The following is a 14,486-nucleotide window of genomic DNA, read 5'->3' as shown; positions in this document are numbered from 1 at the left end:
TAAAAGACCATCACCCTCTCCACCGTCATCAGGAATTTTTCTATGCCCAGTACCGCACATGTCAGCCCAGACGAGATCCGCAAGGGGTTTTCCAAGGCCATGTCCGATATGTACCGAGATGAAGTTCCCCTGTATGGCGCGCTGATGGAGTTGGTGGCCGAGACCAATAGCCGCGTGCTCGACAGCGAACCGAGCCTGGCGCAACAGCTGCAACGCACCGGCGAAATCCAGCGTCTGGACATGGAACGCCACGGCGCCATTCGCTTGGGCACAGCAGCGGAATTGGCCACAATCAGCCGCCTGTTTGCGGTGATGGGCATGCAGCCCGTGGGCTACTACGACCTCACGCCAGCCGGCGTGCCGGTGCATTCCACAGCATTTCGCGCGGTGCATGAACACGCGCTGCAAGCCAGCCCGTTTCGGGTGTTCACCTCCCTGCTGCGCCTGGAATTGATCGAGAATGCCGAACTTCGCGCCTTCGCCGAAACTGCATTGGCAAAGCGCTCGATCTTCACCCCCGGCGCCCTGGCGCTTATCGCAAAAGCGGAAACAAACGGCGGCCTCAATGCCGACGAGGCCGCCGAATTCATCCGCCAGGCCCTGGAAACCTTCCGCTGGCACCACACCGCCACCGTTACCGCCGCGCAGTACCAGCAACTCAGTGACCAGCACCGCCTGATCGCCGATGTGGTGGCCTTCAAGGGGCCGCACATCAACCACCTCACCCCGCGCACCCTGGACATTGATCAGGTACAGACCGCCATGCCCGCCAAGGGCATAACCCCCAAGGCCGTGATCGAAGGCCCACCGCGCCGCCAGTGCCCGATCCTGCTGCGCCAGACCAGCTTCAAGGCCCTCGACGAAGCCATCGCCTTCACCGACGCCCAAGGCAGCCACAGCGCCCGCTTCGGTGAAATCGAACAGCGTGGCGTCGCCCTCACGCCCAAAGGCCGCGCCCTCTACGACCAACTGCTGAACGCCGCCCGCGACGAACTGGGCGCGTTCCCCAACGAATCCAACGCCGCGCGCTACATGCACTTGATGGAACAACACTTCCAGGCCTTCCCCGACAACCACGGGCAGATGCGCGAACAAGGCCTGGCGTACTTCCGCTACTTCGCCACGGAACAAGGCCTGGCGGCACGCGGCCACGCCGATCAACCACGCACATTGCAAGCACTGATCGCCGCCGGTCATGTGGATGTAGAGCCGTTGGTGTATGAGGATTTTCTGCCGGTGAGTGCGGCGGGGATTTTCCAGTCGAATTTGGGGGATGCGGCACAGAGTCACTACGCCGCCAATTCAAACCAGGCGGAATTCGAAAAGGCGTTGGGGCGCAAGACCATCGATGAATTGCAGCTGTACAGCGAGACCCAACAGCGCTCGATCAATGCATGCACTGAAGCGCTGCTGGCTTGAAAGACAGCGTCCACCCGGCTCAACAGCACAATCCTTGCGCTGCAAAACGTCCCCAGAGCCGGGCGGACGGGGCGCATCATAAGGAGTGATTCCCACGATGTCCCTCAGTCAAATCTGAACAAACCTTGCCGCGTTTCAGGCGTCGAGGCGCCCTGCGATTTCGTCCTTGATCAGCAGGCGTTTCTTCTTCAACACCTCCACCACCGTGTCGTCGGCCTTTTCTGATTCCGCCCGGAGCACCTCGCCGTCGGCAGCGTCGTATTGGGTGAGCAGCGAGTCCAGCCGTTTATCGCTCGCCCTGCGTTCGTGAACGACTTCCTTGCTCAAACCCAAATCCTGATACAGGTCGTGTTTCACTGGCATGACGTACCTCCGCAAGTTGATCAATGGCCTACGCCCTTGAAGCTAGACCATTGCAAAGGGTCTTGTCATGTTTGAAGTCAATACGTCCCCGTTCGTCGCGGCAACGGCAATGGGATCAAACCTTCGCGGCGCCCGGCCCTCCACAGTAGATCGTCACTTGAGGGAGACCGGTTTCATGACTAACGCCGCAACCACTGTCGACACCCTATGCATCAACACCCTGCGCACCCTGGCGATGGACGCCGTGCAGAAGGCCAACTCCGGCCATCCGGGCACGCCCATGGGCCTGGCGCCGGTGGGATACACGCTGTGGAGCCGGTTTCTGCGCTATCACCCCGAGCATCCCGACTGGCCCAACCGTGACCGATTTGTGTTGTCAGTGGGGCATGCATCCATGCTGTTGTATTCGCTGCTGCACTTGGCCGGTGTGAAAGAAATTGATGCCCATGGCAAGCGCACCGGGCACCCGGCGATCAGCCTGGACGATATCAAGCAATTCCGTCAGGCCGACTCCAAGACGCCGGGGCATCCGGAATACCGCATGACCACAGGCGTGGAAACCACCACAGGCCCCCTTGGCCAGGGCTGCGCCAACAGCGTGGGCATGGCGATGGCCGAGCGTTGGCTGGCCGAGCGCTTTAACCATGACGGCCAGGTGCTGTTCGATTACAACGTCTACACCCTGTGTGGCGACGGCGACATGATGGAGGGCATCAGCAGCGAAGCGGCGTCGATGGCCGGCCATTTGAAGCTGGATAACCTGTGCTGGATCTACGACAACAACACCATCAGCATCGAAGGCCACACTGAGCTTGCCTTCAGCGAAGACGTGATCAAGCGTTTCCAGGCCTATGGCTGGCACACCTTGCACGTCACCGATGCTAACGACTTGCAGGCACTGAGCGCAGCCCTGGAGACCTTTCAGGCGAATACCGGCGCGCCGACGCTGATCGTGGTCGACAGCGTGATCGGCTACGGTTCGCCCCACAAGCACAACACCGCCGCCGCCCATGGCGAGCCGTTGGGTGATGACGAAATCCGCCTGACCAAAGCTGCGTATGGTTGGCCGCAGGATTCCAGCTTCCTGGTGCCCGATGAGGCGCGCACGCTCTTGCGCGACGCCCTGCACGCCCGCGCCGAACCGCTGTACCAGCAATGGAACCAGACCCTGGCCCGTCTCGACGCTCAATTGGCCGATGAACTACGGCGGATGCGCGCCGGGGAGATGCCCGAGCACTGGCAGGCTGACCTGCCCGACTTTGCCGCCGATGCCAAGGGCGTCGCCAGCCGCGCGGCGGGTGGCGAGGTACTGAATGCCTTCGCCCAGCAAATCCCCTGGCTGCTCGGCGGCTCGGCGGACTTGTCGCCTTCGACCAAAACCAACCTCACCTTCGACGGTGCCGGGCGCTTCAGCGCCGATGACTACAGCGGGCGCAACCTGCATTTCGGTATTCGCGAACACGCCATGGGCGCCATCGCCAATGGCATGGCGCTGTCGTATTTGCGGCCGTACACCTCGACCTTCCTGGTATTCAGCGACTACATGAAACCACCGATCCGCCTGGCGGCGATCATGGAGTTGCCGGTGGTGTTCGTGTTTACCCACGACTCCATCGGCGTGGGTGAAGATGGGCCGACGCACCAGCCCATTGAGCACCTGACGCAGTTGCGCGCCACGCCAGGGTTGCTGACCCTTCGCCCTGGCGACGCCAACGAAACCCTGGAGCTGTGGAAAGTTGCGCTGGCGCAAACCCATCGGCCGAGCTGTGTGGTGCTGTCACGCCAGCCGCTGCCGACTCTGGATCGCACGCAATACGCAGCGGCGACCGGTGCAGCCAAAGGCGCTTATGTGTTGGCGGGGGCGGATAAACCCCAGGTAATTTTGATCGGTACCGGCAGCGAAGTCAGCCTGGCGGTGGCGGCCTATGAACAGCTCAATGGCGAAGGGATTGCCGCACAAGTCGTCTCGATGCCGAGCTGGGAGTTGTTTGAAGAACAGGACCAGGCCTATCGCGACAGTGTGTTGCCGCCAGCGGTGACGGCACGTGTGGTGGTGGAACAGGCCGGGCCTTTGGGGTGGGACCGCTATGTCGGGCAAACCGGCGCCAAGGTGGTGATGAACAGCTTCGGGGCTTCGGCGCCGTTGGCGAAGTTGCAGGAGAAGTTTGGGTTTACGGTGGAGCATGTGGTGAAACAGGCCAAGGCACAAATCCAACTGACCAGACACTGATCACTCTGTGGGAGGGGGCTTGCCCCCGATAGCTATCTGTCAGGCACTTGATGGGGTGACTGACCCACCGCTATCGGGGGCAAGCCCCCTCCCACATGTGGACCTGTTTAACTGTTAGATCAACGCTCGGGCCAGGAAGGGCGCAGTCCGGCTTTTCTTGCTCTTGGCAACTTTTTGCGGCGTACCGCTGGCCACCACTTGCCCGCCCAAATCCCCTGCTCCCGGACCGATATCGATCACCCAGTCACTCTGGGCTACCACACGCATTTCATGCTCGACCACCACCACCGTGTGCCCTGCATCCACCAAGTGATTGAGCTGGCTGAGCAGGCGATCCACATCCCGTGGATGCAGCCCGGTCGTTGGCTCATCCAACACATACAAGGTCGACCCACGGGCATTGCGTTGCAGCTCGGTGGCCAATTTGATCCGCTGCGCTTCACCCCCGGACAGTTCGGTAGCCGGTTGACCCAGTCGCAGATAACCCAGGCCGATATCCCGCAGCACCTGCAACGAGCGCAGTACCCCTGGCTGCTCGGCAAAGAACTCGACTGCCTGCTCGACGGTCATCCCGAGCACCTGAGCGATGCTCAAGCCTTGCCATTTGATCGCCAAGGTTTCGGGGTTGTAGCGCGCGCCATGGCAGGTCGGACAGGGTGCGTACACACTCGGCATAAACAACAACTCGACGCTGACAAAGCCTTCGCCCTCGCAGTTCGGGCAACGGCCTTTGGCGACGTTGAAGGAGAACTGGCCCGCATCGTAATGGCGCTTCTTTGCCGCAGGCGTGGCGGCGAACAGTTTGCGCACGTTGTCGAACAGCCCGGTGTAGGTCGCCAGGTTGGAACGTGGCGTACGGCCGATGGGTTTCTGATCCACCTGCACCAGGCGTCGGATCTGTTCCAGCCCGGCGCTGATGCGCCCGCCACTGGTTTGTGGCGTGTCATCTTCCAGGCTCGGCTCTTCGTCGTTCTCAACCACACGCCCAAGGCCACTGCCCACCAATTCCAGCAGCGCCTGGCTGACCAGGCTGGACTTGCCCGAGCCGGAAATGCCGGTCACCGAGGTGAAGCAGCCCAAGGGAAAATCCACGTTCAGACCATTGAGGTTATTGCGCGTCACGCCCTCCAACTTCAACCAACCACTGGGTTCGCGGCGAGAGGGATTTGATGTACGCCGCTCGGCGAACAAATACTCACGGGTCTGCGACGCCTCTACGTCAGCCAACCCAGCAGGTGGCCCGCTGTACAGCACTTGCCCGCCATGCTCGCCAGCGGCCGGGCCGACGTCGATCAACCAGTCGGCGCGGCGCATGGTTTCCAAGTCGTGCTCCACCACAAACAACGAATTACCGGCGGCCTTCAAGCGCTCAAGCGCGGTGAACAAAGCCTCGCCATCCGCCGGATGCAAGCCCGCCGAAGGCTCATCCAGCACATAGATCACTCCAAACAATTGCGAGCCCAATTGCGTGGCCAAGCGTAAACGTTGCAACTCCCCGGACGACAAGGTCGGTGTGCTGCGCTCCAGGGACAGATAACCCAGGCCCAATTCGATCAAGGTGCTGACCCGCTCCAGCAAGTCCTGGGCGATACGCTGCGCAGCCAGGCGCTTCTCCACCGAGAGCTTCATCGTGTCCTGCCCCGCCGCCACCGGCCGCAGCAGTTCGGCCAGCTGCGACAACGACAGCTGCGACAACTCGCCAATATCCACACCGGCAAACTTCACCGAGAGCGCCGCCTTGGTCAGCCGCTTGCCTTCACACAGCGGGCAGGCGCTGCCCTGCATGAACTGCGACACGCGCTTTTTCATCAGCGCGCTTTGGGTGTGGCTGAAGGTGTGCAGGATGTAGCGCCGCGCGCCGCTGAACGTGCCCTGGTAACTAGGCTCCAGCTTGCGCTTCAACGCCTCGCGGGTTTGCTCCGGGGTGAAACCGGCATACACCGGCACAGTGGGGGTTTCTTCGGTGAACAGGATCCAGTCGCGCTGCTTTTTTGGCAGGTCGCGCCATGGGATATCCACGTCATAGCCCAAGGTCACCAGAATGTCGCGCAGGTTCTGGCCCTGCCACGCCAACGGCCAGGAGGCCACCGCGCGCTGGCGAATGCTCAGCGAAGGGTCGGGCACCATCAGCGCCTCGGTCACTTCATACACGCGGCCCAGGCCATGACATTGCGGGCACGCACCCTGGGGCAGGTTCGGCGAAAAGTCCTCGGCATACAGCATCGCTTGCCCCGCAGGGTAGCTGCCGGCGCGGGAATAGAGCATGCGGATCAGGCTCGATAACGTGGTGACGCTGCCCACCGAAGACCGTGCGCTGGGCGTGCCACGCTGCTGTTGCAGGGCCACGGCGGGCGGCAGGCCTTCGATGCTGTCCACGTCGGGCACGCCAACCTGGTCGATCAGGCGCCGCGCGTAAGACGCCACCGATTCGAAGTAGCGCCGCTGGGCCTCGGCATACACCGTGGAAAACGCCAGGGACGACTTGCCCGAACCCGACACGCCGGTAAACACAACCAGGGCATCCCGGGGAATATCCACGTCGACGTTTTGCAGGTTGTGCTCGCGGGCGCCGCGCACCCTGACAAAGCCTGGGCGTTGGGCAGTGATCGCAGGGATGTTGCGCTGTGAAGTCATGGTCAACCTTATCGTGCGGTGAGCACGCTGCGCACCCGTAGCGTCAGGGCTTCGGGGCTGTAGGGCTTGCTCAGCAGATGAATGTCGGGGCTCAGCAGGTGGTTGCTGGAGAGGATGTCGCGGGTGTGACCGGAAGTGAACAGCACCGGCACGGGCGGGGTTTGTGCACGGGCCCAGGCGGCCAGGTCGGTGCTTTTAAGGCGGCCGGGCATGACCACGTCGGTAAAAATCAACTCGGGTTGCAGGCCAGCTTTAAGCTTCGACATGGCCTGGTCGCCGTCCTCGGCGGTGATCACGGTGTAGCCCGACTGTTCGAGCACGTCCACCACCGTCAGGCGCACGCCTTCATTGTCTTCGACCACCAGGATCGTTTCCTGGCCGCCTACGGACGCAACGGGCTCGTCTGACGCCTCAAGGCACTCCTCGCCCAGGCTGCGCGGGAAGTACAACTGCACCACGGTGCCCTGGCCTTCTTCGCTGCTGACCTCGACATGCCCGCCACTTTGACGCACAAAGCCGAACACCATGCTCAAGCCCAGGCCGGTACCGTGACCGTCGCGCTTGGTGGTGAAGAACGGTTCGAACACCCTGGCCTGGATCCCAGGTGGCATGCCCACCCCGGTGTCGGTGACCGCCAGGCGCACATATTCTCCAGGACTGACGCTTTTACCAATGCAATCGCCGGGGTTAAGGATGATGTTTTCGCCGCTGATGCGGATCACCCCCTCACCTTTCATGGCGTCGCGGGCATTGATCGCCAGGTTGAGCAACGCATTTTCCAACTGGTTACGGTCGACGTTGATGCTCCAGGAATCCTGGGGCAACTGCACATCGATATGAATGGTTTCTCCCAGTGCGCGCTGCAACAGTTCGCCAAGGCCGGCATAGATGCGTTGCGGGTTGTACACCGCCGGCGACAATGGCTGGCGGCGGGCAAAGGCCAGCAGTTGCGCCGACAGCTTGGCCCCGCGCTCCACTGCCGCGATGGCCGCGTTGACGCGGCGCTGCACCTGGGCATTGTCTGGCTCATGGCGGGCCAGCAAGTGCAGATTGCCGGCGATCACTTGCAACAGGTTATTGAAGTCGTGGGCCACGCCGCCGGTGAGGCCGCCGATGGCTTCGAGTTTTTGCGATTGGCGCAATTGGTCCTCGGCACTGGAGCGCGCCTGCACTTCAGCGGCCACCCGTTGTTCGAGGTTATGGGTGAGTTCCTGGCGCACCTGTTCGGACTTCACCAGTTCGGTGGTATCGACCACAATCGCCAACACGCCGGCCGGTTGCTGGTTGTCGCCGGCGACGGGGCTGTAATACAAATCCAGCCACACGGTTTCCGGCTGGCCATTGCGCAGCAGCACCAGGTCTTTGTTGTTGAAGGACAGAGTGCCGCCGGCCAGACAGGTGTCCACCACATGGCGATTGAAATCCGCCACCTCCGGCCAACCCAACTCCACCGGAGCCCCCAGCAAAGACGGGTGGCGGCCGCCGGCAAAGACCGAGTAACTGTCGTTGTAAATCATGTACCCGGCCCGCCCCCACAACATCACCATCGGCATCGGCGATGCGAGCATCATCTGCACGTTACAGACCAGGCTGGTGGACCACTGGTTAATGGGACCGAGGTCCGTGGTCGACCAATCGAACGCGCGAATACGCTGGGCCATTTCACCGGCCCAACCTTCACAGCCGTGGGGGTTGGATAAAAATTGCATCGTTCGGCTCAGTGCAAAAGAGAAGACAGTCGCCATTTTTGGAGCTTACACGGAGCAGATGGTTTCATCTGGTATTAATTTGGGGTCACCTCAGTGGAAATCCCGGCTGCGCACAGACATGCCTTCCAGCAACGGCGTGAGGTCGGTGAGCCGCCCGGCGATCAGGTGGCGCACCTCGCCGACCGCCTCCCAGCGCCCGTCTACCTTGAGCAAGCGCGACCCCACCAGCGCCTGGCGCTGACGTTCGGCCAGGTCGCGCCAGACCACCACATTGAGATTGCCGAACTCATCTTCCAAGGTGACAAAGGTCACACCGCTGGCCGTGCCCGGACGTTGCCGCCCCGTGACCAACCCCGCGACACTCACATTACGCCCATGCTCCACCGCCATCAGCTCGCGGGAGCTGCGACAACGCCGCTTGCGCAGCTCATCGCGCAACAACGCCAGCGGGTGCGGGCCGAGAGTGGTGCCGACGGTGGCGTAATCAGCCTGCAAGTCCTCGCCGACCGTCGGTGCGGGTAAAGCGACCACGGCTTCGTCGGGGCTGGGCAGCCCGGCGAACAGCCCCAATTGTTTGTGCACCCCCGCCACGTCCCAGCGGGCTTGGTGCCGGTTTCCAGCGAGGGCACGCAGGGCGCCGGCGTCGGCCAGCAACGCCTGGGCACGGGCGTCCAGACCGGCGCGCTGGTCCAGATCAGCAATGTCGCTGAAACCTGTGCCAGGGCGGGCGGCCTCGATGCGCCGACCATCCTCTTCACGAAACCCCGCGATCATGCGCAAGCCCATACGGATCGCCGGTTGCTGGCCGTCAATGGGTTCCAGGCTGCAATCCCAGTCGCTGGCCTGCACATCCACCGGGCGAATCTGCAAGCGATGGCGCCGTGCGTCCTGCAGTATCTGGTCCGGGCTGTAGAAACCCATAGGCCAGCTGTTGATCAACGCGCAGGCGAAGGCCGCCGGCTCGTGGCATTTGAGCCAGCAACTGGCGTAAGTCAGCAAGGCGAAACTGGCCGCATGGGACTCAGGAAAGCCATAGCTGCCAAAGCCCTTGATCTGCTCGAAAATCTGCGCGGCAAACTCCTCGGTGTAGCCGTTTTTCAGCATGCCGGTGCGCAAGCGGTCCTGATGGGGTTCCAGGCCGCCGTGACGTTTCCACGCGGCCATGGAGCGGCGCAACTGGTCGGCCTCGCCAGGGCTGTAGTCGGCGGCGACCATGGCGATCTGCATCACTTGCTCCTGGAACAGCGGAATGCCCAGGGTGCGCTTCAATACGCTTTCAAGTTCCGGTGACGGGTAGGTGGTTTTTTCTTCCTTGTTACGTCGTCGTAGATACGGATGCACCATCCCTCCCTGGATCGGACCGGGCCGCACAATAGCGACCTCGATCACAAGGTCATAAAACGTCTGCGGCTTGAGCCGGGGCAGCATCGACATCTGCGCCCGCGACTCGATCTGAAATACGCCAATGGTGTCGGCCTTGCTGATCATCGCGTAGGTGGCCGGGTCTTCCTTGGGGATCGTCGCCAGGGCCAGGTCGAGGTTGCGGTGGCGGCGCAGCAAATCGAAACAGCGGCGAATCGCACTGAGCATGCCCAAGGCGAGGATATCCACCTTGAGCAGGCCCACGGCATCCAGATCGTCCTTGTCCCATTGGATAATGGTGCGCTCGGCCATGGCCGCGTTTTCCACCGGCACCAGAGTGTCCAGCGGGTATTCGGAAATCACGAAACCGCCGGGATGTTGGGACAGGTGCCGGGGAAAACCGATCAGTTGCTGGGTGAGCGTGAGCACACGGCGCAGGATCGGGCTGTCCGGGTCGAAGCCGCCTTCACGCAGGCGTTCCAGCGGAGGCGCATCATCACTCCAGCGCCCGCAGCAGTCGGCCAGGGCGTTGATCTGGTCCGGCGGCAACCCAAGGGCCTTGGCCACATCGCGCACCGCACCGGCGGCGTGGTAGCTGCTGACCACCGCCGTCAGCGCCGCGCGGGTGCGGCCGTAGCGCTGGAAAACGTACTGCAGCACTTCTTCGCGGCGTTCGTGCTCGAAGTCCACGTCGATATCCGGTGGCTCGTTGCGCTCCTCTGACAGGAAGCGCTCAAACAGCATATTCGTAAGGCTCGGGTTGATCTCGGTAATGCCCAAGGCAAAACACACCGCCGAGTTGGCCGCCGACCCGCGGCCCTGGCACAGGATCGAACGGCTGCGGGCGAAGCGCACAATATCGTGCACGGTGAGGAAATAACTTTCGTAACCCAGTTTGCTGATCAATGTCAGTTCGTGATTGATCTGCTGCATGGTCTTGGCGTCGATTCCGTGAGGCCAACGCAGGGCGATGCCTTCTTCGGTGACGGCGCGCAGCCAGGATTCGGCGTCATGCCCCTCGGGCACCAATTCGCGCGGGTAGTGATAACGCAACTGGCCGAGGTCGAAGGTGCAACGGCGGGCGATGACCAGGGTTTCATCGAGCAAGGCATGGGGGTACAGCGTGCCCAGGGCATCAAGGCCGCGCAGATGCCGCTCGCCATTGGGGTGCAGGCGCGTGCCGGCTTCGGCCACCGGGACGTGATGGCGGATGGCGGTCATGGTGTCTTGCAGGGCGCGTCGACCGCGTGCGTGCATGTGCACATCACCACAGGCCACCGCCGGGATATTCAGGTTGGCGGCCAGGTGCAGGCGCTGCTCCAGATGCCGCGCATCGTCTTGGCCGCAATGCAGGTGCACCGCCAGCCACAGGCGCTCGGCAAACGTGCGGCGCAGCCATTGGATCGAGGCCTGGGTGTCGCTGTCGTCGGCGACCCATAGCGCCAACAGGCCGTTGAGCGGTGCGTCGAAGTCTTCGTGCAGCAGGCGATAACTGCCTTTTTCCGCACGCCGCCTGGCCAGGGTGATCAGGCGGCACAGGTGCTGGTAACCGCTGAGGTTTTCTACCAGCAGCACCAGTTTCGGGCCGTTTTCGATGCGCACTTCGCTGCCGATAATCAGCGGTAACTCCACCGCCTTCGCCGCTTGCCACGCACGCACGATGCCTGACAACGTGCATTCATCAGTGATCGCCAAGGCGCTGTAGCCCTGACGCTTGGCGCGCTCGAACAACTCCAGCGCGGTGGACGCGCCGCGCTGAAAACTGAAATTGGACAGGCAATGCAGCTCGGCGTAGTTCATGCAAACCAGCCTTGCAGCCACAAACCATCGCCCTGCCCCACGCTGCGGTAGGCCCAGCCTTGCTGACCGGCGCGGGTCTGGATCAGGTAATAGTCACGGCGGATATCGGCGCCGTCCCACCAGCCGGATTCGATACGTTCCGGGCCCATCAGAATCTGCACACCTTGCTCGGTCAGCAAGGTGGGTTCCCTGAGCAGCCAACCGGGGCGTTGCACCTTGTTCAAGGTCGGGCATGTGCGACTGTCGGCCGTTGCTTGCCAAGCGCACTCGGGGCGATGGTCGGCATGAAAACGCAAGCCTTGTACCGCCTCATCCCCAAGGCGCGCGCGCAGGCGTTCGCGCAATTGCTCCCAGGGCAGGGTCTGTTGCGGGCGGTCGTCGAACAGGTCCTGGCGCTGCGGCACAAACACCGGCAAGTCCTGGGCCACCAGGCGAAAACCGCGCACCGGCGCGGTGACTTGCACTTGCTCCAGGCGCCCACGGGCCAGTTCGAACAGCATCGCCGGCTCGCGCTCGGCGCTGAGCAGGCCAACCTTGATCACACTGTCGGGTAACTGGGCGTGCTCCAGGTGCAGGTCAAAACGCTGCACGCCACTGTCGCGTCCGCAGAGAAAGGCGGATAAATCAGCGGTCAAGCGCCGCAATGGAAACAGCAGCGCCTGGTGGGACTGCACGTCGAAATTCAATTCGATGCGCACATCGAACTGGTCCGGCGGCTGGTAAAACCCAAGGGCCAGCGGGCGTTGCCCGGTCAATGCATCCAGGTGCTTGAGCAGGCCGGCATCAAAGCGCCGCGCCAGTGTGTGCCGGGGCAAGGCCTGCACCTGGGACAGGGTGCGCAGGCCCATGCGCGACAAGGCGGTAGCGGCCTGAGGTTCAAGGCCGGCGCGGTCGATGGGCAGTGGTGCGAGGGCCTGCATCAATGCCTCATCGTCGATGGCCAGACCGTCGTAAATATTGGCCAGCACCCGCGCCGCCGCCGGGTTGGGCGCGGCGACGATGCGGTGACGAAAGCCCAGCTCGGTCAATTCTTTGCGCAAGCGCGCTTCGAACTGCGGCCAGGGACCGAACAGGCCCAGGCTCGATTCGATCTCAAACAGCAACGCACGCGGGTAATGCACACTGACCTGGGAACTGAAGCGATAGGCCCAGGCTGCCAGGAACTGCTGCCAGCGTTCGATTTCCACGGGGTCGTATTCGGCGCTGGCAAAAGTCTTGGCCAGGGCATGGGCCGCCGTCAGTGAAAGGCCTGGACGCAGGCCCAAGGCGCGGGCGGCGTCGTTGACGGTTTGCAGTACGCGCCGCTGTGGCGTACCGGCCAGCAGCGCGAGGGGTTGGTCGGGCTCGGGGTGCACACGCTGCACCCCATCCAGCGCCAATTGCGGGAAGACAATACACACCCAGCGCATGGCAACCTCAGTGCCCTGCCAACGCAATCGGCGCCGGATGGGCCAAACCGCCACGGCACTTGATCACCCGTACTTGGGCGGGTTTCGCATCGACCGCCAAACGCAGGGCAGCAGGCGATGAATTGACCCCCTCACTCAAGGCGCGCCAGGCAAACGCCAGGGTCTGGCCGGTTTCTGCTGCCACCTGCAAGCGCCGCAGCGCCCGGTCATCGGCCTTGCGCGGCCAGCACAGCACCGCGCCGCAACTGCCGGAGCGCAGGCACTGCTCCACGGCCCACAGCGCATCACGTTCCTCGGCCTGGATCACTGAAAGCTGGCGTACATCCACCCCGGCGTTCTGCCAGGCATGGGGATACGGCGTATACGGCGGCGCCACCAACACAATGCGCTCCCCCGCCTTTGACAAGCGCGCCAGGGTGGGCAGCACCAGTTGCAGTTCGCCGATGCCCTCCTTGGCCATGAGGATTTCACTCAAAGCCGATTCAGGCCAGCCGCCGCTGGGCAGCACCGCATCCAGCGCGGCCAGCCCGGTGGGGTGCACACTGGCGGGAGGCGCGGCCGGCCGGCCTTTCCAGACGCGGCCGCCATTGAACAGCGCGTCCAGGGCAACGACGGCGCCCATCAGCCTTGCCTCACCAGGCCGCAGAACACCCCTTCGATGGCCAGGTCCTGATCAGGGCCCACCACAATAGGTTGATACGCGGGGTTGCGCGGCAGCAGGCGCACGCGGTCGCCACTGCGTTCGAAACGCTTGATGGTGACTTCGCCATCCAGGCGCGCCACCACGATCTGCCCGTTCAAGGCCTCGGCACTGCGGCGTACGCCTACCAGATCGCCGTCAAGGATGCCGTCTTCGATCATCGAATCGCCCTGCACCCGCAGCAGGTAGTCGGGGGTTTTCGCGAAGGTGCTTGGGTCGAGTTGCAGGCGACTGTGCACTTCGGCGTCAGCACCGATGGGCAGGCCGGCGGCGACTCGGCCGAGCACGGGCACGTCCAGCCACTCCGGACGCATGGGTTGGTTGAGCAGGCGAATACCGCGAGCCTGGTTGGGGTTGACCTCAATGAAGCCGGCTTCGGTCAGGGCCACCACGTGTTTGCGCGCGACGCTGCGGGAGGCAAAGCCGAACGCCTCGGCGATCTCGGCGAGGCTGGGGGGCTGGCCTTGTTGCGCGATACGGTCGCGGATGAAGGTCAGGATGGCGGTGCGGCGGGGAGTCAGGGTCGTCATGGAGTACATTTGTACTCTTATGGGAAATTTCTTACAAGAGCCGGTAGTCGGGGGGGGTTGAGTTGAGTACATATCCGTTGGTTAGGTAACGGCTACTTATGGTTCCGCTCTTACAGCGGCTCACTTTTGGAAAAGCCCAAAAGTAAACAAAAGGCCTTCGCCCCAACACTCGGCACCTCGCCTAGGCTCGGTGTGCCCGCACTCCGGCTTGAATCCGTGGGCCGCCGCGATGGGCCATCCATGGCCCAGCGCGGCTAACCCGGCGTCCTGCCGGGTTACCCACGGATTCAAGCCTGCGTTCGGCCAGCGTGTTTGACGGGGCGCCTGAGA

General features: G+C 63.0%; 9 protein-coding genes. 2 read left to right on the top strand and 7 right to left on the bottom strand.

All coding sequences use genetic code 11. From position 1 onward, the window contains the following. Positions 1–42: 42 nt before the first annotated feature. Positions 43–1,419: a VOC family protein gene (locus tag CKW32_RS08095; RefSeq protein ID WP_095184537.1), complete on the top strand. Its 1,377-nt coding sequence runs from the start codon at positions 43–45 to the stop codon at positions 1,417–1,419. A gap of 135 nt (positions 1,420–1,554) precedes the next feature. Here the strand turns inward: CKW32_RS08095 and CKW32_RS08090 are convergent, their stop codons facing one another. Continuing rightward, on the bottom strand, positions 1,555–1,782 hold the full coding sequence (locus tag CKW32_RS08090) for a YdcH family protein (RefSeq protein ID WP_032886572.1): 228 nt from the start codon (positions 1,780–1,782) through the stop codon (positions 1,555–1,557). A 175-nt stretch (positions 1,783–1,957) separates the two neighbouring features. Between CKW32_RS08090 and tkt the strand changes: the two genes are divergently transcribed. Beyond that, the gene (gene tkt / locus CKW32_RS08085) at positions 1,958–4,012 is read left to right on the top strand and encodes a transketolase (RefSeq protein WP_095184536.1); all 2,055 of its coding nucleotides are present in this window, start codon (positions 1,958–1,960) and stop codon (positions 4,010–4,012) included. A 114-nt stretch (positions 4,013–4,126) separates the two neighbouring features. Here tkt and uvrA read toward each other — a convergent pair whose 3' ends face one another. The 6 genes from uvrA to lexA form a co-directional block, all read right to left on the bottom strand. Next, a complete protein-coding gene (gene uvrA, locus CKW32_RS08080) occupies positions 4,127–6,646 on the bottom strand; it encodes an excinuclease ABC subunit UvrA (RefSeq protein WP_095184535.1) in 2,520 nt (839 codons plus the stop codon). Positions 6,647–6,654: 8 nt separating this feature from the next. Further along, positions 6,655–8,355 carry an ATP-binding protein gene (locus CKW32_RS08075; RefSeq protein WP_095184534.1) on the bottom strand — a complete coding sequence of 567 codons (1,701 nt, stop codon included), beginning with the start codon at positions 8,353–8,355 and terminating at the stop codon, positions 6,655–6,657. Positions 8,356–8,445: 90 nt separating this feature from the next. Next, a complete protein-coding gene (locus CKW32_RS08070) occupies positions 8,446–11,538 on the bottom strand; it encodes an error-prone DNA polymerase (protein ID WP_218186592.1) in 3,093 nt (1,030 codons plus the stop codon). Next, complete coding sequence (locus CKW32_RS08065) at positions 11,514–12,926, bottom strand: DNA polymerase Y family protein (protein ID WP_095184533.1); 1,413 nt, start codon at positions 12,924–12,926, stop codon at positions 11,514–11,516. The genes CKW32_RS08070 and CKW32_RS08065 overlap by 25 nt, the downstream gene beginning before the upstream one ends. A 7-nt stretch (positions 12,927–12,933) precedes the next feature. Then, positions 12,934–13,548 (bottom strand): translesion DNA synthesis-associated protein ImuA, encoded by a 615-nt coding sequence (gene imuA, locus CKW32_RS08060; protein ID WP_095184532.1) that lies wholly within the window; start codon positions 13,546–13,548, stop codon positions 12,934–12,936. After that, a complete protein-coding gene (lexA, locus tag CKW32_RS08055; protein ID WP_032886583.1) occupies positions 13,548–14,165 on the bottom strand; it encodes a transcriptional repressor LexA in 618 nt (205 codons plus the stop codon). The genes imuA and lexA overlap by 1 nt, the downstream gene beginning before the upstream one ends. Positions 14,166–14,486 lie beyond the last annotated feature (321 nt).

The organism is Pseudomonas sp. Irchel 3H9, from assembly GCF_900187495.1.
Lineage (GTDB): Bacteria > Pseudomonadota > Gammaproteobacteria > Pseudomonadales > Pseudomonadaceae > Aquipseudomonas > Aquipseudomonas sivasensis.
This window is presented reverse-complemented; position numbering and strand designations above follow the sequence as displayed.

Bases quoted from the DNA above. Each gene is read 5' to 3' on its own strand.
- uvrA (WP_095184535.1), bottom strand. From the start codon at position 6,646: ATGACTTCACAGCGCAACATCCCTGCGATCACTGCCCAACGCCCAGGC.
- tkt (WP_095184536.1), top strand. From the start codon at position 1,958: ATGACTAACGCCGCAACCACTGTCGACACCCTATGCATCAACACCCTG.
- CKW32_RS08090 (WP_032886572.1), bottom strand. From the start codon at position 1,782: ATGCCAGTGAAACACGACCTGTATCAGGATTTGGGTTTGAGCAAGGAA.
- lexA (WP_032886583.1), bottom strand. From the start codon at position 14,165: ATGTACTCCATGACGACCCTGACTCCCCGCCGCACCGCCATCCTGACC.
- CKW32_RS08075 (WP_095184534.1), bottom strand. From the start codon at position 8,355: ATGCAATTTTTATCCAACCCCCACGGCTGTGAAGGTTGGGCCGGTGAA.
- CKW32_RS08065 (WP_095184533.1), bottom strand. From the start codon at position 12,926: ATGCGCTGGGTGTGTATTGTCTTCCCGCAATTGGCGCTGGATGGGGTG.
- CKW32_RS08095 (WP_095184537.1), top strand. From the start codon at position 43: ATGCCCAGTACCGCACATGTCAGCCCAGACGAGATCCGCAAGGGGTTT.
- imuA (WP_095184532.1), bottom strand. From the start codon at position 13,548: ATGGGCGCCGTCGTTGCCCTGGACGCGCTGTTCAATGGCGGCCGCGTC.